This is a genomic window from Robertmurraya sp. FSL W8-0741 (genome assembly GCF_038004005.1).
Taxonomy (GTDB): domain Bacteria; phylum Bacillota; class Bacilli; order Bacillales; family Cytobacillaceae; genus Robertmurraya; species Robertmurraya siralis.
The window spans coordinates 778,195-802,352 of record NZ_JBBOQG010000001.1 but is presented as its reverse complement, the minus strand read 5'-3'; the positions used below and the strand labels follow the sequence as shown (position 1 = coordinate 802,352).

Genomic DNA, 24,158 nt, shown 5'->3' with positions numbered 1-24,158 from the left:
GCGCAGACCCGTGAGCAAATAGGGTCTGCGCTTTTTTTATAATGAAATAAGGGAGGATGAAAGTTGGATGGATTAGGAGTTGGATTAAATCTTGGTGTGATTGATTCGGTCGGATGCGAGTTTTTTTACTTTGTTCCGCTTCCAGTGTTGCTGCGATTTGAGCGAAAATTCGGGGAGGTGGGTTGACTTCGCTTATCGTCTAATGCTGCTCTAATTAGGCGGGAACACTGGGGATTGGATTGGCTTCATGTCCAATACGACTTCCATTTGACCGCTAGCTCGGGGGATTGACTTGGCTTCGTGTCCAATACGACTTCCATTTGACCGCTAGCTCTGGAGATTGACTTGGTTTAGTGTCTAATACGACTTCTATTTGAACGCAAACTCGGGAATTTGACTTCGATTTATGTCCAATACGACTTCTATTTGAACGCAAACTCGGGAGATTGACTGCGATTTATGTCCAATATGACTCCTATTTGACTGCAAGCTCGGGAAGGTGACTTCGATTTATGTCTAATACGACTTCCATTTGACCGCAAACTCGGAGATTGACTGCGATTTATGTCCAATACGTCTTCCATTTGACCGTAAGCTCGGGAGATTAACTTCGATTTATGTCCAATACGTCTTCCATTCGACCGCAAACTCGGAGATTGACTGCGATTTATGTCTAATACAACTTCCATTCGACCGCAAACTCGGGAAGGTGACTTCGATTTATGTCTAATACAGCTCTCATTCGACCGCAACGAATTGTTTCGTGCCTAATCCCTAAAGTTTGTTAGCCAGCCAAGCACCCAAAAAAACCCTTGCAATCTTTAAAAACGGATTCTTGAGGACGTAATAAGAAAAAGCCAATAAATGGTCAAATGGATGACAATTTATTGGCATTGTTTGACTTATTTTAAAACGAGTCGATATGGTTCTGTGCTGGCAGCTCCCATCACATCTTCGACTTTGATGTAGTAGGTTCCTTTTTTCAGGTTCAGCGGCAGGATTTCATCGTCGCCTTTGCCATAATGGTCAGCACTTGCGACTGCTTTTCCTTTAGCATTGTAAACAGTGACTTTGCCATCTAAATCTGATGGCAATTCTAAAGTTAGAGTCAGCTTAGTATCTTTGCTTGCCACAAACTTGTAGTAGTCCACGTCCCCTTTGTTAGAGGTCATGTTCATATATCCGGTTGCATAATAACGATTTGGTGCCGGACGCTTAAGTGATAACGGCTTCGATGGGATGTTGTTCTTAACTACTGAACCGCTATCTTCATCCTTTTGATTTGCCTCGGTAACTTTTAAAACGTATGGATTTAGTGAGGAATTGTTTCCATCATAATCGTACGTAACAATGAAGTAACCAGCTTTCTTTTTCGAACGGAAGCTTCCACGCTCTTCTTGATTATAAAGAGTGTTATCAATTAAAGTGATTCTGCCCTCTTCATCTGGATCAAGCTTGCCGTTGCCATTCGTATCTTCAATAATCGCTAAAACAGGGTCAATTTCTGATTTTTGTGCATCTGGTGCATTTTTATACTTAGCCGGGAAGGCACCTGGTGTTACGCTAACCCCGTAAATGCTTTCTTTCCCTGGTTTGAAATAATAGATATCAATGTCACCAACGAGAGAGTAGTTTCCAGTGATTGCTTTTGTTGTAATCTTTGTTGCATTTTCAAAAGTATCATTAGATTCGAATTGGTCTGCAACATTTTTAATTTTTGACTTAATCGTAAAGCGATATGGGTTGTATACAGGACGGTACATTGGGTCTACAGCCACAAAGTAATATGTTTCCCCTTCCTGTAAACCTACAGTGAATTTATCTTTATACGTTGCCGGACCGTCAAATGGCATCGATACATTTGTATAGAGATAAGTCATATCTTTCGCGTCTGGATCATATTTATAAACTTCCATTCCTACAGGACTGTAGCTGGATGAATTGTTCATAGACAATTCAAAAATAGAGCTTTCCTCTGGAGTGAAGGCATACCAATCTTGGTCACCACTCATTTGAAGAGAGCCTGTAACTGTTTCATTTTCCTCAAAAGGTATCGCTAAATCCATAATCATTTGCAGCTCTTCATTTACTTCATCATCCACTGCATCTTCGCTATCGAATGCATCTATGGCTTTTTCTCCAGATAAAGCTTTTGAGCGCAACTCAGCTTTTTTCTGTTGATACCCTTCAAAATCGTCTTCAAATAAATAATCTTCCGGATATTCCATATCCAATGGAAGACCATCTTCATCTTCTGTTGCTTCCTTATAATCAATGGAAATTCCATAAGGTTTTAAAGAAGAATAGCTTCTTTCCTTATCGATTACCGGTTCAGCACCAAGAAGGAAGAAGAAATCAGAGAAATATGGTTTGTTTGTAATTTCAGCAACAAACTTTTGTCCCGGATAAGCAACAAATGTTAAGGACTCACCTTGGCCAAATCCTTGATCTGACACCATCTCCATTTCATATTGGAATTCCTCACCATCCATTTCTTCAATCGCATGAAGAATAATCGTTGAGTCAATTCCAGGTACGCCAGATAGATCAATTTTCACTAACTGCGGACCAGCTTCTTCACTTCCAGGGATCGTGAATTGGAAAAAGTCTGAATCGCCATTTTCCTCTACTTCTTCATCCAATTCTTTCTCATCTACATAGTAAAACTCAAGGCCACTCTTATACGGAAGCTTATCTATCACTACTGGATTATCAAAAGTGTTTGTATCCTCTGGTAATTGCTCACTCTTTTCCAATTGTAGCTTATACGTGTATTGACCATCTTCCAAATATTTTCCGAAGCTATCCTTTACAGCTACAACGAGGGTACCGTTATCAGGAGCTTTGAATAAAGTCCCTTCTGTTGCTCCCTCAATAGCATCGTTGATTTCTTTCACTTTGGCAGGCTTTGTTTGCCCTTCTTTGAAGAACAGAAGCTCGAACTTAAGATCAAATTTCTTTGCCCCTTCAAGGCTAATTTGAACATACTCATCTTTGTTAACAGTCGTTTTATACAAATCTTCTTGATTTAACTTTGTAATTTTCCCTGAGAGTTCTTTCTCTTCAAACTCACCAAGTTCTTTTGCTTTAGAAAGTTTTTCACTTTCTTTCACAGCAGGATTTGCTGGAATTTTCTTTGGATCAAATGATAGCATCTTCTCCAAATCTACCATTCCATAACCATACTTTAAATCATAGCCTTTATCTCCAAGATCTTTAGCCGTCTTCGTTAAAATATAGTTTACTTGATATGGTGTTAGATTAGGATGTTTCGATAATAAAAGTGATACCGCACCTGCCACAACAGGTGATGCCATAGATGTTCCACTCATCTCAACAAATGAAGCGCCTTTATCTGGATCAAATACAGGTGCATAAACCATATGTCCTGGAGCGACAACATCAACTGATGGCCCATATGTAGAGAAAAATGCGAGCTTATTGCTTGAATCAGTTGCGCCAACGCTTATGACACCATCAAACGATGCTGGATAATTTTGAATGCTCTCTCCATCATTCCCTGCAGCTGCAACGATCACAATGCCACTGTCGATCGCTTTTTGAACAGCGTCTTGTAGAATCGGTGATGGCATATAAGTACCTAAACTCATGTTGACAACTTTAACCTTTTGGCGAATGGCTTCTAAAATCCCTTCGGCAATAACATAGTCTGTTACAAACATTGAACGGTTGAATACATCGATGGAGACGATATCACTATTAGGAGCAATTCCGTATCCTCCCACTCCATTATTCTTTTCCGCGCCAATAATCCCAGCAACATGGGTGCCGTGAGTATCTGCCAACCCTTTTTTCATTGGGTCCATTGCATTTTTATTGGCAACAATCTGATTTTTCAATTCAGGATGGTTAGCGTAAACTCCTGTATCAATAACCCCAACCTTTACCTTGTTTTTGCCGGCCATCGATTGTGCTTTGGCCACATTTAAATTTTTCAAATGGTACATCGATGAAGCCTTTGGATCAACGGTTCCTAAACGCTTTGCGTATGCACTTCTTGAGACAGATGTAACGTTCGGCAGTTTCGCATATGCCTTCGCAACCGCCTCTAGAGTATTTTTCCCCTGAATCTCGATGACATCATAACCCAAGCTCGAGAACCTTTTCACTTGCTTACCGCCAGCTTTGCGATGATCACTAGCAGAAAGAGGAGTTGTGTACTTAATGACGAGCTGGTTGTCCGCATACTTTTGCTCTTCACCTTTTGTCACATTGCTGGCTTTGACTTCGTCTTGTTTAAGACCTAAGCGTTCAAGCTGTTCATAGGTTCGTTCACCAACTCCCTTTTCAGCAGCGAGAGAAATTCCCGGCAGGAATGAACTTATGACTAACGAAGCCGCTAGTCCAACTGCCAGTCCTTTCCCTTTGATAGATTTCTTCATTTTCTAGCCTCCTTGAATGTAATAGATACGAGAGTCCAGAAACAAAAAATGGTTCCGGAATGACGCATACATATAATTATACGTTATTTTACTGTTAATAGTTTCATAAATTTACCTATATTTACTATTATTTTATTTTTTGGTTAAATAGTTTCATTGTTTATCGCTAAAATACTAGTATTTAATTTGGTTTGCATGAGAGTTTCGTGCGGGATTGCGCTGATTCTCGCAATGATTAGGCGTGTTTAGCCCGGAATTGCACTGATTTTCTTGAGGATTGCGCCAATTGACACGGGATTGCGCTGGTTTAACGCTCTATTGCGCGCTTGACTCCGGATTACGCTGATTCTCGCAATGATTGCGCGTGTTTGGCACCGAATTGCGTCTGTATAATAAATAATTGTGCCGTCACCAATTAAGAGAACGTTGGGCGGCTGACACGACATTGCTCAGAAACAAGCTCATGGGGCTTAGGATGATTTCACACGCAATTTCGTGCACTCACCCCGACAACATCCACTTTAACAATACTGACGCCCTGACTTTGCCAAGATTCATTCCGCCTACAATAAGGAATAGTAAAAAAACAACACAGGCTCCATGCCTGTGCTGTTTCTGGACTATTATATTTCACCCCATATGTCTTCTGCCCACTCCGGGTAATCGATGAAGGGGTTGCGATTGTGTTGCCAGTTTTCATAGATGATGTCATTACGGTTGCGTTCATAGTCGTCGACCGGATCTTGTTCATGCCATTGCAGGAGAACGGATAGTTTCCCGTGGTAAGGCGTTGAACCGTTGTTTAATGAATCATTCAGTTCTAAATCTACCCGATCATCGCTTTCGTAGCGGACAGCCATGTAGAAGAGCATTCGTGCGACATCGCCTTTGACACGATCAGGGGGTTCCCATGATTGCGATGTGCGCAAGCAGCCGTCGCAGTTTTTAACGGGATTGCCGCCATAGTCAAAATCTAAATTTCCTCTTGCGCTGTTGACTTGGACATCTGTCGGGCGCAAATGATGGATGTCGGTTCCCGGCCCCATGCTTGTTCCAAAATTTCCGTGCGATTGTGCCCAAACATGCTCCCTATTCCATTGCCCGACATTTCCGCCATTGCTCGATTTTGCGCGGGAAATTCCCGAATAGAAGAGAATGACATGATCCGGGTTGTTCGGGTCTTCATCGGTTTCCTTTAACGCTTCCCAAACCGTGCTGTAAGGGAGCATCGTATGATCGTTAATAATATTGTGAAGCGTGCTTTTCAGCTCGGCACCTGTTTTACCAAAGGCCGCTTGATAGTAGGCAGCTTCCGGTAAAGAAGGAGAGCTGATAAGCTTTCCTTTCGAATCCGTGAACTTAATCGCTTCTGGAGTTGCTCCGTTTTTGTATTGAATGTGATCGATAATATGCTCGGCACCGCGTATTTCTTTCACATTCGTTCCGTCAATCATGACCTGCTTTACCTCGTTGCCGTTAAAATCGAGAATGGCATTTGGCTCAGACGGCTGAACGACAATCGTTGTTTCCTTCAAGCCTGCACCCTTTAGTTCAGTGTATTGACTGTGCAGATAGATCGCCTCTTTGATTTCCGATGAAGCAGCTAATGTTAGGGCGACACGTTCTGATGAAATCGTTAATTTATTCGTTTTAAATGCCACCAGATGGTACGTTTTTTCTGCCTCAACCATGTCGCCGGCGAGATCCACTTGAATCATAACCGGATCATGATCACTGGCTCGTCCTGCCATATCCGTAAAATCCGCATTGATATGAAGAATATCGACTTCCGTTTTTGCAGCAAGATGATTCGAGACGAGAATATGATCCAATACTTGTGAATTCCCCTGATAGACATATGTGTATCGCTCAGCAGCAGGGACCTTATTTATCATGTTCGTCATTAAATCGCCTTCATGAATCTTCAACGACTTGGAAAATGGATAATCATTGAAATCGCCTAGTGAGATGACATTCGCTTGCGGGTCCTTCGCTTTTATGTCACGTATAAAATTATAAACAATTTGGGCAATTTGCTGCCTTTGCACTTCGCTTTTATATTCAGGCGGCTGAATAGCTCCGAATAACGGCGTGTCACCTGATTTTGAATTCCAATGGTTGGCAATGACGATCACATCTTCGCCGTTAAAATGGAATTGGGCTGCGAGCGGCTTTCTGCTACTGTTAAAGGCCGGATTCGTCGGATCAATTCGCCCTGGGTTAAGCGTTAATTTGCCATTTTCAAAGCCGACAGCCGTTGTTGCATCTCCGTGAGGAATGCCATCAACGAGTGATACTCGTTCAGGATTATACAGGAATCCGACACGGATATTAGCATCTGGCGCACCCCCATCTTGGTTATTGATCGGGTTAATATTGACGTAATCGTACTCGACACCACCTGCCTTTTTAATCTCAGCGATCAACCGTTGATAACTCTCGGAGGCATCTGAATCCCCTTCGTTTGTCCCGTTGTTATCTTGAACTTCTGTGACCCCGACAATATCGGGATTTTTCATATCGGCAACAAATGCCCGCGCTAATCTCTGTGCTTTATCATTAGAGGTTTGGCTTATGTTGTTGGAAAAATTCTCGAGATTATAAGAAGCCACGGTTAGTTTCCTCAGAGCTTTCACAATCGATGTTGTTTCCGGCTCTGTTTCTCCTCTTTCAAAAGCATCTTCCATTTCAGCCAATGAAGTGTAAATTTTGTAATTTTGATAAGAGTATCCGACGACACCTGTAATCGGACCATTGAAGCGATCACCTGTCGCTACTTCAAAATTGCGGGCAGGTCCGTTCGGCTCAAGGCGGAAATGGATGCGATGGGCGTTTTGATCATCTTCCTCGTATAATACACCGCCATGAATCGTATCTGTTGGAGCACTTTCTAATACGGTGACCAAATCGCCATGCTCCTGCGGGGCGACCGCTTTGACGTTACCGACTTGGACCCTCATCGCCTCAAGACTTTCCCAAAAATCGATCGCATCTACATCTGGGTTAAAGACTTGTAAATGATCACTATCAATATGTTCCGTCGGTAAATTGCTTTCATCAATTAAAATCGGCTCAGGCAACGGAACATCTTTTTCAATCAATTCTACATTTCCGCCGCGATCATCACGAACATTGATTTGCGTCATCTTTAAATCTGTTTCCTGACGATCGTTATAACCATCAATGGCATACTCACTGACCATTCCCGTAACTGAGACTAAATCCCCGACTTCAATCGGCCAAGCCTTGTTGCCACTGTAAAGAATGATGGCCTCAGATGTGGCAGGGTCGTCGTCCATTTGGTCATCCGGTGTTTGAATATGATAATAGTTGGAGCTATTTAAAAAGAATGAATACGTGACAACCCCTTCAATTCCTTCTACTGTTTGTCCTTCATACTCACTTACATGGCCCGCTCCTTGAATATCATGTATTCTCAGGGCATCTGTTATGTTATACTGAAAGGTCTGCACTTCTCCCCATTGCCCATCAACTGTTTTGATAACGGCTTTAAGAGTCGTATCTTCCTTTATTTCCAGTGGAGAAGTGTACTCTATGCCATTTTCAATCGGATCGCTGCCATCCAATGTATAATAAATGGTCGCATCCTTTGTGCTTGTCGCCAGTGCGACCGTTGTGCCGTTCACAAATGTTCCGCTGCCCGGTGAAGCAACTACTGGCTGGATGACCGAGCTATCCTCTACAATATCGGCGATGGAGCGCGGAAGAATTTGATAGCTTTGATCATATTGCTGGACAATTCCGGTAATCGATTCATATGTGTTGCCTTTCATTAAGCCCAAATGATTGTTTTCATCACGAACAAGAAATTCGCCCGTTCCATCTGTTGCGGTAAAATTAGCCCAAGCACCGCCGTCATCAACCTCTGTTAACTGGACATTTTTTACGACAACAAGCTGTGATTCTAAGTCTTCGTTCAATTCATTCCCTTCCACCTCAAGTGGTGCAGGAGTTCCGACATTCTCGACTTTGTTAACGATGACAGCGGAATCGAGCTGCAATAATCCATGGTAGTCAGCCAGTTTCCCTGTTACCGTCATTTCATCACCGACCGCAGCATTCAAGCTCGTCGGTCTGACAGCAATTCCACCTGTCTCGTCCTGAATCGAAATCGTATTCTTCAGCTTTGCCGCAACAACTCCTTTAACCGCTACAGTAGAGCCTAATGAAAGTTTGCGCGCATCTGCAATCGAAAGAATCTCAGGCTGTTCAGGTTCTTCATCTGGAGCTTCCACTCCAAAAGTGTGACGACCAAGATTGGATGTATCATTAGTAGGAAGGGAAAGCCACTCGACACTCGGGTCAAAAGGGTCGTCAATGACTTTATCTCCCGTTGTGATATGCGGTTTTCTGACAAGGGTGACATCCTTCATATTGTCAACATCTTTACCAACTTGTCCGATGGAATCGACCACTTCACCACTTTTTCGAAGGACAACTGGATCATTGCCATTAAAATTTATAACACTTGAATGCTCGAGATCACTTACAGCTTTAATTTCTTGATTTGCAGACGAATGGGATATAACGTACGTTTCTCCATTCTCCAGTGTACCTGATAAAGCAAGCCTGTTTCCGGCTGTTGCAGCACCATTTGTATGGAGCTCCAACGTATAATCACTTAAATCAACCGCCGTGCCTGTCCCATTAAATAATTCTATCGCTTTATTAAAGCTTGACCCCTCAATATACTCCGAAATCAGCAAATCATCTGCCACGACTGCGGCGGTTGCGGCGGAGGAATGGACCGGTATGATGAGACTGACCGTGATAACGAATGACAAAAATAAGTTAAGACACTTCTTCCATTTCCTTTTGTTCATTTCTCAATCTCCCTCATTTTTATTAAAAAGTGGTTTCTCCGGCAACCGTTACGTTTGTTAATTCAAGATTGACCGCATTGCTGAGCTTTGATAAATCGAGATCGCCTTCAACGGTTATATTTGTCAAGGTAAGGTTCGGCGCTGCTGTCCCGCTCAAAGTAAGATTCCCTTTTACGACCGAATGGCTGAGCGTAGCTATATTCGCTAGATTGACGGTGACATCGCCGTTATAAATTTTCGGGCTGGCAGCAGTTCCGGAAAAATCGTTACCGGTGTAGCTCCCGCCAGGTCGCTCCCCTCCTGGATTACCAGGATTGCCTGGGATTCCAGGATTACCCGGGTTCGTTGGCGTATCTGTCGTTGGTGGTGTTGTGAAAGAAAGCTCACCCTTTACGGGAAGAAGTCCAAATACGGTTAGTTTATAGGTTTCCCCCGGTTTCTGAAGAGATGTCGTTAATTCAACTATTGTCTCTTCGCTATTCGCAATAATGCGAGCCTCTTTTACATCAAGACCGCCGGTAAATTGAAAAAGGGATGGGCGTGCAATCGTCAGTTTACCCTTTATTTTTACCTGTACAGTTGTGCCGTTGATTGATTTTAATTCAAGCGGCTGGACTTTCGAATATTGATTAGCAATGAAGGACTTATAGGCAAGAATAGAGAAATCCCCACGTTTTATAGGTTTGTTCGTACCAAACTGATGATTTGAAATTCCATTTGTAATCCGATTCTCTAGGAGCGCTGAAACTGCGGTTTTGTATCGCGGCGAAACGTCTGTGAATTGCTCACTTTCTTTGCCAGTTAACTGAAATCCCCTTTGCAGCCAAAGCGCCAGCTCCCCACGGGTGATGGAATTTGCGGAACCAAAGCTTGTGTTCGTTTTTCCGGACGTAATTCCTTGTGCTTTCAATGCGTTGACGGCCCCTTGCGCTCTCTTCGGAACATCCGTAAACCCTGATTCCGGAGCCTTATCTGTGTCAAGCTGAAGCGTGTTGGCGATTAAGACAGCCGCATCGACCCTCTTAATCTCCTCATTCACACCAAATGTACGCTCGGTCAGCCCTTGTGCGCCATTTTCAGTTAAAAAGCCGACCGCTTCGGCATATTTGGCAGAAACATCGGTGAATGGTTGAGCAGATGCCGATTGAACACCCATAATGAGAAAACCTGCTGCAATCGCAGAAGCAATGAGAACTCTGCCACTCCGGTTTTTCGCAAACTTTTTCAAATTCGTTAACCTCCTCTTCAAATTTTTATATACGATCCATTGCTAATTCTAGCAAATGAAAAATAGTTCAACCACGACAATTCGAACTATTAATAATATTTTAAATATATTTACTTCGCTGTAAAAATTTCTCATCAATCTTTACTTGCGCTGATCGTATCTATCTATTCACAAGTGTGAAATCGCCTACTTTTGTGCATTCTAATGAAAAGGTATATGAGTTTTTCTATATTATTTTCATGAAATTTGATATAGTTCAATTATACTAACCCGTGGAGGAATTCGTTTATGGAAGGGCGCTCAGCAAAGGCAAAAAAGAAGAGGAAAAAATGGGTAAAGATCATCGGAGTTTTCTCCCTTTTACTTCTAGTTGCGGTGGGAGCATATGGCTATTCTGTGTATAAAGCTTTGACAGACACGGTCGATACGATGCACGAACCTATCGAGCGAGAAGTGTCTGAGAAGAGAGTCGAGGATCTTACTCTAAAGGATAAGGAGCCCTTCTCGGTTTTAATGCTGGGAGTCGATGAAAGAGAAGGGGATCGGGGGCGCTCCGATACGATGATTGTATTAACCGTAAATCCTACGTTGCAATCAGTCAAAATGTTAAGCATTCCCCGCGACACGCGCACAGAAATTATCGGGCGTGGAACGGAGGATAAAATCAACCATGCTTACGCCTTTGGCGGAGTGAAAATGTCGATGGACACGGTTGAAAACTTTTTAGACATCCCGATCGATTTCTATTTGCAAGTAAATATGGAGGGCTTTGAAGACATCGTCGATGCCGTCGGCGGAGTCACGGTTGATAATGATTTGGATTTTACAATTGAGGGCGTCCACTTCCCAAAAAAGGAAATCACCTTGGACGGAGAAAAAGCATTGTTGTATACGCGGATGAGATACGAAGATCCGAGAGGTGATTTCGGGCGCCAATTAAGACAGCGGCAAATCATCGAAGCGGTCATTAAAGAAGGGGCTAGCTTATCCTCCTTGACCAATTATAAAAATATTTTCAATGCACTTGGGGAAAATATCCGCACGAATCTTACCTTTAACGAAATGATCGATATTCAAAAGAATTATAAGGATGCAGCGAAGGAAATGGAGCAGCTGACGATTACCGGTGAAGGAACACGCATCCATTCGATTTATTACCTCATTGTTTCTGATGAAGAGAAAGAAACGATTCAGAAAGCGCTGAAAGAGCATTTAGAAATCGTTGAAAGCAAAAAGAATCCATAATTGACATGTGGCAAAGTGGACGCAAACGTTCCCTGTTTTCGGTGCTTCACTGCTCCGAAGGCTTTTTACCTTAAGAGTTGGCAACACGCTGAAGCTTGCAGAGTAAGTAAGCAAGCTTCTTTGCTATGCGTTTGTCTTCACTGATGGAAAGTGGCTTGAGCCGTCATGTTCATGGTGTGCCCGTTTACACATCGTCTTTGAACAAAGGAAATTCACTAGTTTGCCCCTATAGGTAAAAGAAGTTTGATATACTTAAATCGTCCATTCGTCATCATTCATTATTCATTCATCCATTTCGCTAGTTATGGACACATTTAGATCGTAAGAGGAGGTTATGTGCGCAATGAAAGTTTCAACCATTTTAAAATGGGTTACAGGAGGGCTTGAAGCATTTTTGGGGATTCCGATTATCGGTGGTTCGATTGTCCTTGCATACCTGTGGACACCTTTAATGCTAATGGGGATATTGCATATTATTACGTTAGTTTTTTCTTTGCGAGATAATGAGAGTAAGCATGGGAGTATTCTTGGCATCGTCACATCTGCGATTGCATGGATTCCGTTTGTAGGAATGGTCATGCATATTATTACTGCCATTTTGCTCATGGTTGATGCAGCTAAAGCGAATAAAGCTGAGGCTCTCTAATCCATGTTCACTTTATAATAAGCTCGAAAGTCGTCAGCGCTTGATTATCATATGTTGACTGTAAGATGTGTTGCTAAAAAAAACAACCTTTTTGGATATTGCTCTCTTTATGGGAGAAGCCATCCCTTTTCTTGAAGGCAAACAAAAGAAGACGGTCTCTATATTTAATTTCTATAGAGTTCGTCTTCTTTTATTTTTGAAAAATTTACTAATTTTGTCACATTTTTACTGATTCATTAGCTGATTTATCTTCCAAATAATAGTATTTTTGTATTGAGGTATTTAGACCCATTTTCACTAATTTAGAAGAAAAGGAGCTATTGTATAGGCTGATTGTCATATATTTTAAGAGTGATGATAACCAGTAAAGTGCGGATGGGCTAATAAATTTAAGGAGGATGAAACCATTGTACTTAAAAGAAAGTTATCGAATATCGCCAAAAATGATCTGTATTTCTAGCATTTTTGATCGACACGGGAACCACTATTCCTTAGTCAGAGAAGAAGATCGTCTATTTGTTGTCACTCTTCCCCCGCTGAATGTCATTGATTACAGCATTCGCTGCAATGGCTATAACTTAAAAAGCGCCCTTGATACCGCTAAATGGCTCCTTGGTAAAAACCACCTTTGCCCAATTGTCGTTGACCCGATTGAACAAATTATCCTTTTCCCAACAAGATCCCGATTTCATGAAGATAATATATGGTTCAACCCTGATCATATTAAACGAACATTCTTTTTACGAGCACGTACATTGATTTTGTTCATGAATGACTTATCATTCTCGATTCCAGGACAGCAGTCTTCCTTCAACCATAAGCTGACGACAGCCGACCAATATAAACGATTAACCGTTGGCCCTGATCGCTACCCGATCACCCAATACTTAGTGAAAAAGCAAAGATTATTATTAAAGCTGAAAAAGGAAATGAATAAGGCGGAGAAGAAATGAAGATAACGATGTTTATGTAGCCTACATATGGAATAAGTTGTGTAAATGATGCTCAATCTAGTTAGTGTTTTATGCAGAGCATGATCACTTTTACATTTGTGATTGGAGACCTTGCTCAAGTGAGGTCTTCAATTGTTGTTTTTAGAAGGTTGAAGCATACTTTCTATTCAACTAACTCCATGAATCTAGTTTTTAATGTCACACAATGGAAGCAAATTTTTTCAAGTATCTTAGAATGCAATAGTTATCCCTAACTATCTTCTTGGCGATCACTTTTTCAAACCTAGGTTAAAATATGTTAGAATTCATCATGCAAGTATGCCCACTCTATACTCGTTTCTCGACAATTCAAGTATAAAAGAATGGGCGATATCGTGCTCTTTTTTTGCACATTAAATGGTGTGATAACCCTAACAAATATTATAGAATCAATATTATAGAGCCTTTTTTATAGCCATCGAGTAGGAGGATAATCATTAATTGATCATCCGACCTCTCACACCACCGTACGTACGGATCCGTATACGACGGTTCAATTTTATACTAAACATGCACTTTAATGTAATGTTGTTGACTAGAGATTAGTCCAAATTGGGCTAATCTCTTATTTGTTATAGTCGTGCCGAGTACCCATGAGTTAGCGATTCGTGCCGCACCTTTACTTGTATGGCTGTTTTTATAGGCATTATATTTATCCATACCTAATTTAATAAGGTTTTTCTTGCGATTTTTCGCTGTTTTCCATTTCTTCCAGATACACATTCGCAATCTAAATCTTGTATGGGCATCTACCTTACCAAGCGCAGTCTTCATATAACTCACCCTGAAGTAATTGACCCATCCTCTTATTAACTGATTGATTCGCTCCACTTGATACTTTGTATCGACACTCCAATTCTTTCTTGTGAGTTGCTTAAGTTTGAACTTAAAACTTTCTAGGGATTTTTGATGTGGTCTTGCTTTATACAAATCAGCTCGATAGTCTTTAAAGAATCCAAACCCTAGAAACTTCATGTCAGGGTCACTAGTCTTCGTCACTCTCGATTTTTCCACATTTACAATTAACCCTAGTTTTTCTTCGATAAATCTCGATACAGACCTCATGACTCGTTTAGCTGACATCTCACTCTTCACCATAATAATACAGTCATCAGCTTAGCGAACGAACTGTAATCCTCGATTTTCTAATTCCCTATCCAATTCGTTCAGCATGATATTACTGAGTAAGGGAGATAGGTTTCCTCCTTGCGGAGTACCTATTACTGTTTCTTTATATTCTTCATCCATTTGTACGCCACTCACCAAGAATTTGCGGATGAGTGAGATTACATCCCCATCATCAATTGTTCTCGATATGAGATTCATTAACCTATCATGGTGTACAGTATCAAAGAAACGTTCTAAATCAATATCTACCATCCAATCGTAACCATCATTCATAAACTCTAACGCTTTTAGGATGGCCATTTCGGCATAACGTCTCGGTCTGAAACCGTAGCTGTATTCGCTGAACTGTTTATCGAAAATCGGTGTTAGTACTTGTGCAATCACCTGTTGAATCACTCTGTCTAGGACAGTTGGAATTCCTAATAAGCGTTTTCCACCATTTGATTTTGGAATTTCAATCCTTAGGACTGGCTGTGGTTGGTATTCTCTTTTTCGGATTTGACGAATCATTTCATCCTTGTTTAACACCATATATCGAGCTAACTCATCCACCGTCATACCATCCACACCTGCAGAACCTTTGTTTCTTTTGACTTGCTTAAATGCTTGTTCAAGGTTGTCCTTATCGAGTATTTTGTCGAGTAATTTTCTTTCATGCATGTTTGTTATTTCCTTTCTTTCTCGTGGTTCGGTATCCACTTTTCCGCGATTAGCCAGTGGTCTATTTCCTTCCCCAATTAAGATTTCTACAACGATAAAATTGTTCAGCCCTTCGCTCTTTCTCATTTTCGTGAGATGTCTTCACTACTACGGCTTCTGCTGACTTCTCACCGTCCAGTCCTGTATCACTACAGGATTTTGGTACAGACTCGTGAGACCTCCCCAGTTAAGGCGCGAACTCTTGCCCTCCATCTATCTGCCATATATACAACTCATGAATAAGTAGCTATTGGACTTCAACTTCTTTTGCAGTCTTATCCTCATGTGTTGCCTCTTATATGATTTCTGTGCGTCAGACCGGAGGTTTGCCTCGAGCTTCCTTCAGATTCCACGTCCGCCGTGGACACCCTTGCTGTCAGCTATGTACTTACCGCTACCAGGTCGTACTCGGGACTTTCACCCGTTAGAGTTCGCCCATGCTGGGCGAACAAAAAAGCCCCGCAAAGATTCCACTTTGCGGAGCTGCCTACAAGAAAATGATATTTTCATTGAGACTATCTTAAATTACAAGTAATACTTAACTATTATTTAATAACCACTGATTGCTTATTAAGAATTACATTTTGTGCAGCTGATAGGTCTACAATACTTGATGTTGTATCTGCTGTACCTATTGTAATATTCGCTACTCTGTTTAAGTTAAGAGTATTTGCAACAGTATAAGCTGCAATTTCATCATTTGTAACATTAACTGCTCTCTTAACTAATATGTCCGTGTTAGCATCGTACACGCCATTTCCATTAACATCAAAGTACTCAATGTAATCTCCATCTGCGTTTGCACCAGTTGCAGCGTTAGACTCAAATGTTGTATTGAATGTTAGAACATATTTTCCAGCGTCTGCACCAGTACCATCAGTTACAACCACTGTTTCAGCTCCACCAGTTGCTGTAGAATCAACAGTTACTTCTTCTCCATTTAAGAAGATTCTTAAATCAGCTAAAATATCAGCAGAAGTTAATCCACTCGCAATTGTAGCAACTCTTTCGTCAAATCCTAATGTTAACGTACCATTGCTGTTAATTGAAGAATTAGCCTTAACGATGACAGGACCAGCATTATCTTCAATTGAAATTACTTTTTGATTTGCAGCAACTTTTGTACCAGTTGCTGTTTCTACGTTTTGAACACGTAATACTGCACCAGTATCATCTGCTTTAACAAATTGTGCTGGTAAAGTAATTGTAACATTATCCTGATTAGTTGTATCGAATGCAAACGTAGTATCTGCAGGTAAAGCTACACCATTAATAGTATAATTTGCAGGGTTTGTAGCACTTGCATAAGTAACTGCAGCGTCAAACTCTACTTTGAATTCATTAGTTCCAGTTCTGGTTACATCTTTAACTTTTAGTGATGCGCTTGAGCCAGCACCAAAATCTACAGTTCCTTTGAATGCACTTGAAGCATTAGGTGAGCTAGCGATATCATTTACATATCCTGCAGCAACTTCAATCTCAAGTTTTCCAGATTTGATTTCAGTAGCAGTATTTGTATCAATATTAATTCTTACAGTTTGACCATCATCTAAAACTGAAGCTGTTGGAGCAGTACCAAGAATATTAACAGTTGCACCAGTTGTAACATTCTTAGCAGTTAAATCTGTAATAGTACCAGGCACTCCATCGATTACTTCATCATATTTTAAAAGGAGTGTTGTTACTCGTCCTGAAGAATTTTTCAAATATTGAATTGAAGTAAGTTTTGGTTTTACAGTATCCTTTGTCAATTTGACAACCTTAGATGTAGCTGCAGCTTTGTTACCTAAGCTATCTTTAACATGAGCGTTTGTCATTAATGTAAAATCATATGAAGATTTTGAAGCGTAAGGATCAAAACCACCACCAATTAAGTCTACATTAAAGACTTTACCTTTCTCACTAGCAACTGTAGATTCTGTTACTCTATAGTGAGTATCTTTTGTTAAATCATTCAGATCTTCTTTCTTAAGAACTACTCCAGCAATAACTGAATCAACATCCATTTTTTTATCAAACGTTAGCTTAATTCTCTTATCACTTACAGTAGAAATTGAGTATGTTGGAGCTGTTGTATCAACAGTCACTGTGAATGTTTTAGATTCATTAGCAGTTACATTGTTCGATAAATCAGTTAAATTTACAAATTCGACTGAATGAGTTTTACCAGTTTCTAAAGATAAATTGGTAACTGTACCAGATAATCCATCATCTGCTAAAATGATTGTTCTTGTAACACCGTTAACCTTTACTGTTGGTTGAACTACTGGCTCAGAAAAAGTCACATATAAAGTATCGGCCTCAGTACCAGCTGTTTTAGCAGAAACAGAAGCCACTGTTGGAGCTACTTTATCACTTACAGTCACTGTTGATGTGAAAACAGGAAACTTATCAGTTAAAGAACCTTTTAATAAAATATCTTCAACAGTAATAGAGAAAACTGCAACCTCGTCATTTGGAATTGGAGTAGCAAGTGTGATAATAACTGATTTACCATCTTCTTGAACTTTTGCTGTATAATCAGCAGTTGTTAAAGGTGCAGCTGCTCCATTTTTCTTGATTAAGTAATTAGCTTCAGTTTCAGCAGTTGTTGCATCAACCTCTTGACTAAATTTAACAAGTAATTGAGTACCGTTAAGCGCACTTACTTCGACAACTTCCGGAGCTTCTGGAGTCGCATCAACATTTGCAGCTCTATGTAAGAAAATCGCATAGTCTCCACGCTTAGCGTTGTCAGCAGTTCCGAATTGTGTTTCACTCTTACCTTGAGTGATTTTGTTCGCTACTAAAGCAGCAACTGCTTCAGTGTAACGAGAACCTACATCAGTGAATTTGAAATCAGCTTTTCCTTCTAATCCGAATCCTTTTTGAATCCAGATAGCAAGTTCACCACGAGTGATTAAATCGTTAGCACCGAATTTAGTGTCTGATTTACCGTTTGTAATACCAGCAGCTTTAAGTGCGTTAACAGCACCTTGAGCACGAGCAGGTACATCAGTGAAACCAGCAGCTGGAGCTTTATCAGTGTCTAGCTCAAGTACGTTAGCAAGCAATACAGCAGCGTCAACACGCTTGATGTTTTCGCTAACGCCGAATCTTGTTTCAGTTAAACCTTTTGCTCCTTTAGAAACTACGAAATCTACTGCTTCTTTGTAATTGTCTGAAACATCAGTAAATCCCGCAGCAGCAGCTGGAGCAACAGCAGATGCAACTAAAGTTGCAGTAGCAGCAGTTGCTACAAACTTACGGTAAGACTTTGGTTGGTAAGCCATGTAATATTTCCTCCTTGTTTTGCAAAAAAATTATTTTATCAATGATTGCTCATTGACGGGCAACACTAGTTGAGTCAAAATCCCTATTCTACTAAACTATACGGTAAGAATAAGAAAAAAAAGTATATTTTAGCAGAAATGGAATGTTTAACATGCTTTCATTCTACCAAAATTCTACTATTTTTCAACTGTTTTTTACAAGTTTCACAGTCTGTAAATATTACCAGTATAAAAGTCTAATAGGAAAGAAGACTGAAATAGTGCCATGTACCCAATATATAGGTTGCACTACTATATTATACATATATGTATTAAAAAATGGAAGTTTTTTTATTAAAAAGTTAATCTAGGAAATAAATTATCTATATTTTCCTCAAGTTTCAAAATATAACACTAAAGTAAATATGCCTCAGATTGCTTCGGATCAATAAAATAAGCACCCAAATGGGTGCTTATTTTAAAAACGTATCCGCTCCTGTTCCTGTTTGTTTTTATGCAGGAAGGCTAACATTAAGCCGGCGGTTAACCAGAAGGTAACGTTCAGCTGCGGAATAAAGATTAAGTTGTTCGACAGGTTTTGTACCATGTAGCAGACGCTTCCGACAAATAAACCGATTGCCAGTACTTTTCCTAACAGGTTCTGTTTAAAGTAAAGCTTGATTAGGGTCAGGAAGTACATGATATATATAAGAAGAAAAGCGGCTAAGCCGATAAATCCGGTTTCTGCCCCCACCTTCAGATAGGAATTGTGAACAGAGTAGCTGTCATGTCCAATGTACAGCTCTGGATACTTCTCTACATATTCCTTATAGTTGGCGGTGTAATTCCCCATTCCGACGCCGAGAACCGGGTTATCTCTGAGCATAAACCAGCCCGTTTTCCATAAGGTCGTTCTCGAGACAACCGCTCTGCTTGTCGTCGCATCCTCAATTTCGTCCTCTTCTTCCAGCAGTTCACCATCATCGCCTTCAAGGTTTTCCGGATCTCCTTTGGCAATATTGAGGGAGACGCCGCTAGGCAATAATTTCTCAATTGCATATAAGGCCGAATTTGCCCGCGACTGGAAGTCTGGCAAAAAGAAGACGACGGTGATTAAAATGACAAAAGATATTAAAATATGCGGCTTGATCACATTTTTAAAGAAATGCTTTGGAATTAACAGGACCATTAAAATAAAGGCACAGGCCATCGTAACCCAGGCAGCGCGTGTGTACGTTAAGATGACGTTGACTACATAGATGCCATAGACGGCAAAAATGAGCAATTGGACAGTGCGATTCTTGAAATAGACAACAGAAAGCAAAATTAATGTTGGAATAATATAATTTAAGAACGCAGAATAATAATTGGGATTAACAAGGGTTGAATCGACTCTTCCCTTTGCTTCTTGCAATGCGTAAAGCCCTGCTGTATTAAGGGAGATGCCGAAGATGTATTGAATAATCCCAAATGCGCCAATGATGACAACAGCGGCACCAAATGCCAGGCCAAAGCCTAAATATTGCTTCTTCGTAAAATCAACCTTCGCGACTATCAGAAATAGAACGACGTAGGATAAGTAGCGAGCAATTTCCATAACGGCTGATTTTAAATCGACCGCATGTATGACGGAGATGGCCGAGATGATGAAAAACAATGCAAATGCTAACGCTAGAGGCAACACCTTGAAATCATTTAAGCGAATTTTCCCCTTTAGAAATTCGTAAATGGCAGCTAGTGTTACGAGTGGAATTAAAATAATCTCAATTGAAAGTGGGATGGGGCCCACATACGTTTTAAAATAAACAATCGGTATTAAAAATAAACTAAGTACTACTAAATAGTAAGTAATCGTGTTTTTATTCTCCATTCTGTTACTCCCTTATTCAAAATCACGCATTTCCTTGTATAGCTTACATGAATTTATGCGTCTAGACAATGATCATTTTTTCATATGTTTCGATTATCTCTCTATATAGATGGTTTAAAGAAAAATGTTCGGATGCGTGATCGTATAGTTTCTCTCCCATCTCCGTTAGTATCCCTTCTTGCCAAAGGGCATATGCACTATTGATCGCCGCAGCGAGCGCCTCCGCATCTTTAATCGGAACGATCCAACCTGTTTCATCGGTGCGGACGAGTTCACCGACGCCGCCAACATCTGTCGTAATGAGCGGCAATCTTTGATTCGCAGCTTCAAGCAAGGCAAGAGGAAAGCTTTCACTATATGAAGCCAGCAGCGCGAGATTCGATGTTGCATAAAGGGCATCGACATCATCACGAAAGCCGAGGAATTTCACCTCATTTTCAATATTTAAAGCTTTCACCTTGGCGAGCAATTCTTCCTTAATCGGACCATCGCCAACAAGGAGCAGCTTTACTTGCGGCAATTGCACTTCCTTTAACGCCTGAAAAACGACTTCATGGCCTTTGACCGGATGCAGTCTTGCCACCATCGTCATGACAAAGTCCTCTTCGCCTACGCCCAAACTTTCCCGCATTATCGGGGTAGCAGACAGTTCGTTAAACTCAATTCCATTATAAATCGTTTTAATTTTCTCGGACGGGATCCCCATCTTCACTAAATTTTCTTTAAATAATGCCGATACAGCAAAGTAGTAATCCATTCTTTTTAATGCGAGAAGATGAAGCTTTGTAAAAATCGTTCCCTTTAGCCCAGACTTCATGAAGTCGAGCATGGGATCACTGTGAACGGTCGTGACCCATTTAATCTTGGAACGCAATGAAACGTAAATTCCAAATAAATTGGCTCGCGGACCATGGGTATGAAGGATATCAAAGTTTTCCTCTTGCACAAAACGGACAAGGCGATTCAGGATCGAGAGGTCGTATCGTGAAGACTGCTTGAACACTTCCACTTGAATGCCTGCCTCCCGCGCTTCTTCGGCGAGAGCCCCTTCTTGAAAGACAGCCAATGTCACCATTTCTTTCGGAAATTGCGCAAGCAGCGTCACGAGATGCTTCCTCGATCCTCCGGTTTCTCCACCACTAATGACATGTAATATCTTCATGCTCCCTTTGTCTCCTTATGACGATTGCCGTAAATTTGTTTCTTTAATTCTAAGTTTTTAAAGATTCCCCACAAGAGGGTGACCGCTTTATTGACTTGCTTAAAAAGTTGGGAATAGCGGTGCTTGTCCCTGTCGATCTGTTGAAATTGAGCAGGATAGTGGGCAGCTGGAATTTGTAAAAAGGTTTCAACTGCACGAACATTGGCTTCCTTTGTCAGCTCTGCTTTTAGTTTGCTCAATTCAATAAAGCCATCAAAATCAATTGCCTGCGATTGAAAAATTTCCACTGCCTCTTCCTTTTTCGCCAATGAATCCGTAATATTGACAACAACATTGATTTCATTCGGAGGAATCGGGCAATTGATTTCATATAAACGAACGGACTGAACGGTCGTGTTCTGCTCGCCGGCGAGCACATCGGCTAAGATCCTTCCCGTTGCAACATGATCAGGGTGACAATCCACAAAGGTTGGACAATAAACAATCTCTGGACGAACGTCCTCAAGCAGTTCAAGCATGAGCGTGCGAGAGTTGTCATTACTTTCAATCCTGCCATCGGGCAAATCTAAATAGCGGATGCTTTGAAAGCCGAACAGCTTTTGCACCGCTTCCGCTTCTTCCTTCCGCTTCCGGATCAATTCCGCTTTCTCCAAGGAACTGACGCTGCCAGAGCCATCCGTTATATAGGCCACGGTTACGTGCCCGCCTTTATTCAGATGCTCGTTCAGCGTTCCGCCAAGCCCGATCGTTTCATCGTCGACATGTGGCGCCAACACCAATACTTTTTCTGAGCCGATCGGTGTGAGAGGAAGGGTTCCCTGATAAAAACTTTTTAATTTTGCTCTTGTAACTGGAAGGACGATTGGCTTTGCTAAGTTCAAAACCGCCCTTTTCAGATTCGATGCCATCTCTCATCCTCCTAGAAAGAATCCACATCCGCTGGTGTAATATACCAGTTTTCAATAGAATCCGTCGTCTCTGATTCATGTAAATCTTCATTTATATATTTGCCCACCAAAGACATGGGACTATCCTTATGAACGAAGCGCTGCTGTTTCAGCAATGGATAAAGATCCGTATGCGGCAATGCCCATGTTTGGATAATGTCCACTTGGCGGAGTTTTTGCAAAGTTGCACGGATTAACGCATCCCAAACAGCGGGCTTGTCGATCGCCAACAGATCGACGATCGTCCCGTTCAGCACGGTCCCTTTACCGAATTTCTTTTCCTCTACATGAAGTACGGCATAACCGCGAAGTGTGCCATTTTCAAATAATCCGAGCATTTGATAGTCCCGATCTGGATGGTTGTGAAAGCGCCAGTTCAGAAATTTCGCATCGCGCTTGAGCAAAATCGGCGCCACATTTTTCGCCTGTTCCCATAGCTGATCAAATTCCGAACCGCAATGGGTAATCGTTTTGATCTCAAATGCTGCAGGAAGCTTCGACTCTTTCACCGTAAAAAAACGATCAAGCAATAAGAAAATCGGCTTTGCCAGCTTTAATAATGGAATTCGATTCATGACTAAAGCTGACAAACGATTGATTCTCATCAGGCGCGGAATTTGCGCAATTTCCGTCGCATCGGTATAACGGATAAAAAGCTTTTTTGCTTTTTCTGCCGGGTAGCCGTATAAATAATCGTAATCATGTTGTTTTGAGGAAGAAATTAATGCCTTGTTCAGGTCTCCATAAATTCCTTTCCCACGAAATTTCGGGGAAACCATTGTGTCATTTCTCGCTCCAAGCTTCACTTCTCTATCATGCCATTTCGCTTCACTTGGAACTAAGGCAACATGTCCAGCTAGTTGCCCCTCTTCCTCATCGACAAGGATGAGGGATTGCTGCAAATGGTTGTCAATAAACTTCCAATTCCAATGCAAAAGGGAGCGCTGTTTTCCAAATACTTCGAAAAACAGCGCATTGATTTCATGTTCGTCGCCTTTTTGATAGAATCGAATCATGCTTTCTGCTCCTTAGCGATCCTTTAAAACTCTCCACAAGAATCGAGGTAAATTTAGTTGTCGCTTCAACCTTTTCGGCTCCTTCATAAGACGGTAGAACCATTCTAAGCCAAGCTTTCTAAAGAAAAGGGGCGCTCTTTTGACTTTTCCGGCAAAAACGTCAAAGCTTCCACCAACCCCTTGAAAAACTTTAACATTGAGCTTAGGCATATGCTCGCGTATCCATAATTCCTGCTTTGGACTTCCCAACGCAACAAATAAGAGGGTCGCACCCGATTGATTGATGCTTTCGACCAGTTTTTCATGATCGGTCACATAGCCATTTTCATAGCCTACAATCTGTAATGATGGATAGCGTTCTTCCAATTTCCGCTTCGCTTCTGAGACGACTTCCTCTTTTGCGCCGTAGAAAAAGACGCCATGTCCTTCTTGTGCGGCAAACTGGAGCAGTCTTTCCATCATGTCAACCCCTGTGACGCGTTCCTTTAGCTTGCCGCCTTTTAGCTTTGATGCGAGCAAGATGCCAACTCCATCGGGAATTTGAAAGGTCGAGCCGTTAATAAGCTCCTTCACGAGCGGATCTTGATTGGCAACCATCACTTTTTCAGGGTTGACGGCAATAATGGTCGACTGCTCCCCTTTGGCAATTCGCTCTTTCGTAGCAGCAAGAATCTCATCGTATGTTAAAAGGGAGACGTCAACGCCTAAATATTGTTCCTTCTCCATA

General features: G+C 41.3%; 15 protein-coding genes. 4 read left to right on the top strand and 11 right to left on the bottom strand.

What is annotated here, in order from left to right:
• The first annotated feature begins 63 nt into the window (after positions 1-63).
• On the top strand, positions 64-186 hold the full coding sequence (locus NST02_RS03875) for a hypothetical protein (RefSeq protein WP_340948094.1): 123 nt from the start codon (positions 64-66) through the stop codon (positions 184-186).
• Between the two features lie 716 nt (positions 187-902).
• On the opposite strand, the gene NST02_RS03870 is transcribed toward NST02_RS03875, so the two are convergent.
• The 3 genes from NST02_RS03870 to NST02_RS03860 form a co-directional block, all read right to left on the bottom strand.
• Positions 903-4,403 carry a S8 family serine peptidase gene (locus NST02_RS03870; RefSeq protein ID WP_340948092.1) on the bottom strand — a complete coding sequence of 1,167 codons (3,501 nt, stop codon included), beginning with the start codon at positions 4,401-4,403 and terminating at the stop codon, positions 903-905.
• A 623-nt stretch (positions 4,404-5,026) separates the two neighbouring features.
• Positions 5,027-9,247, bottom strand: coding sequence for an endonuclease (locus NST02_RS03865; protein ID WP_340948090.1), 4,221 nt, complete (start codon positions 9,245-9,247; stop codon positions 5,027-5,029).
• A 22-nt stretch (positions 9,248-9,269) separates the two neighbouring features.
• Positions 9,270-10,475 (bottom strand): S-layer homology domain-containing protein, encoded by a 1,206-nt coding sequence (locus tag NST02_RS03860; protein WP_340948088.1) that lies wholly within the window; start codon positions 10,473-10,475, stop codon positions 9,270-9,272.
• Positions 10,476-10,763: 288 nt separating this feature from the next.
• Between NST02_RS03860 and tagU the strand changes: the two genes are divergently transcribed.
• The 3 genes from tagU (at position 10,764) to NST02_RS03845 (ending at position 13,319) form a co-directional block, all read left to right on the top strand.
• Positions 10,764-11,720 (top strand): polyisoprenyl-teichoic acid--peptidoglycan teichoic acid transferase TagU, encoded by a 957-nt coding sequence (gene tagU, locus NST02_RS03855; RefSeq protein WP_340948086.1) that lies wholly within the window; start codon positions 10,764-10,766, stop codon positions 11,718-11,720.
• A gap of 343 nt (positions 11,721-12,063) precedes the next feature.
• Positions 12,064-12,366 carry a hypothetical protein gene (locus NST02_RS03850; protein ID WP_095311930.1) on the top strand — a complete coding sequence of 101 codons (303 nt, stop codon included), beginning with the start codon at positions 12,064-12,066 and terminating at the stop codon, positions 12,364-12,366.
• Positions 12,367-12,773: 407 nt separating this feature from the next.
• On the top strand, positions 12,774-13,319 hold the full coding sequence (locus NST02_RS03845) for a competence protein ComK (protein ID WP_170943622.1): 546 nt from the start codon (positions 12,774-12,776) through the stop codon (positions 13,317-13,319).
• Between the two features lie 543 nt (positions 13,320-13,862).
• On the opposite strand, the gene NST02_RS03840 is transcribed toward NST02_RS03845, so the two are convergent.
• The 8 genes from NST02_RS03840 to NST02_RS03805 form a co-directional block, all read right to left on the bottom strand.
• Positions 13,863-14,441, bottom strand: coding sequence for a group II intron maturase-specific domain-containing protein (locus tag NST02_RS03840; protein ID WP_340948081.1), 579 nt, complete (start codon positions 14,439-14,441; stop codon positions 13,863-13,865).
• A 33-nt stretch (positions 14,442-14,474) separates the two neighbouring features.
• Positions 14,475-15,272 (bottom strand): reverse transcriptase domain-containing protein, encoded by a 798-nt coding sequence (locus NST02_RS03835; RefSeq protein WP_340948080.1) that lies wholly within the window; start codon positions 15,270-15,272, stop codon positions 14,475-14,477.
• A gap of 458 nt (positions 15,273-15,730) precedes the next feature.
• Positions 15,731-18,457, bottom strand: a complete 2,727-nt coding sequence (locus NST02_RS03830; RefSeq protein ID WP_340948079.1) for an S-layer homology domain-containing protein — start codon at positions 18,455-18,457, stop codon at positions 15,731-15,733.
• A gap of 457 nt (positions 18,458-18,914) precedes the next feature.
• Positions 18,915-20,306 carry an O-antigen ligase family protein gene (locus NST02_RS03825; protein ID WP_340948078.1) on the bottom strand — a complete coding sequence of 464 codons (1,392 nt, stop codon included), beginning with the start codon at positions 20,304-20,306 and terminating at the stop codon, positions 18,915-18,917.
• A gap of 61 nt (positions 20,307-20,367) precedes the next feature.
• A complete protein-coding gene (locus tag NST02_RS03820; RefSeq protein WP_340948076.1) occupies positions 20,368-21,468 on the bottom strand; it encodes a glycosyltransferase in 1,101 nt (366 codons plus the stop codon).
• On the bottom strand, positions 21,465-22,376 hold the full coding sequence (locus NST02_RS03815) for a PIG-L deacetylase family protein (RefSeq protein ID WP_340948074.1): 912 nt from the start codon (positions 22,374-22,376) through the stop codon (positions 21,465-21,467). The genes NST02_RS03820 and NST02_RS03815 overlap by 4 nt, the downstream gene beginning before the upstream one ends.
• A gap of 11 nt (positions 22,377-22,387) precedes the next feature.
• On the bottom strand, positions 22,388-23,431 hold the full coding sequence (locus NST02_RS03810) for a GNAT family N-acetyltransferase (protein ID WP_340948072.1): 1,044 nt from the start codon (positions 23,429-23,431) through the stop codon (positions 22,388-22,390).
• 12 nt (positions 23,432-23,443) lie between these two features.
• Positions 23,444-24,157: a WecB/TagA/CpsF family glycosyltransferase gene (locus NST02_RS03805; RefSeq protein WP_340948070.1), complete on the bottom strand. Its 714-nt coding sequence runs from the start codon at positions 24,155-24,157 to the stop codon at positions 23,444-23,446.
• Position 24,158: the final 1 nt, after the last annotated feature.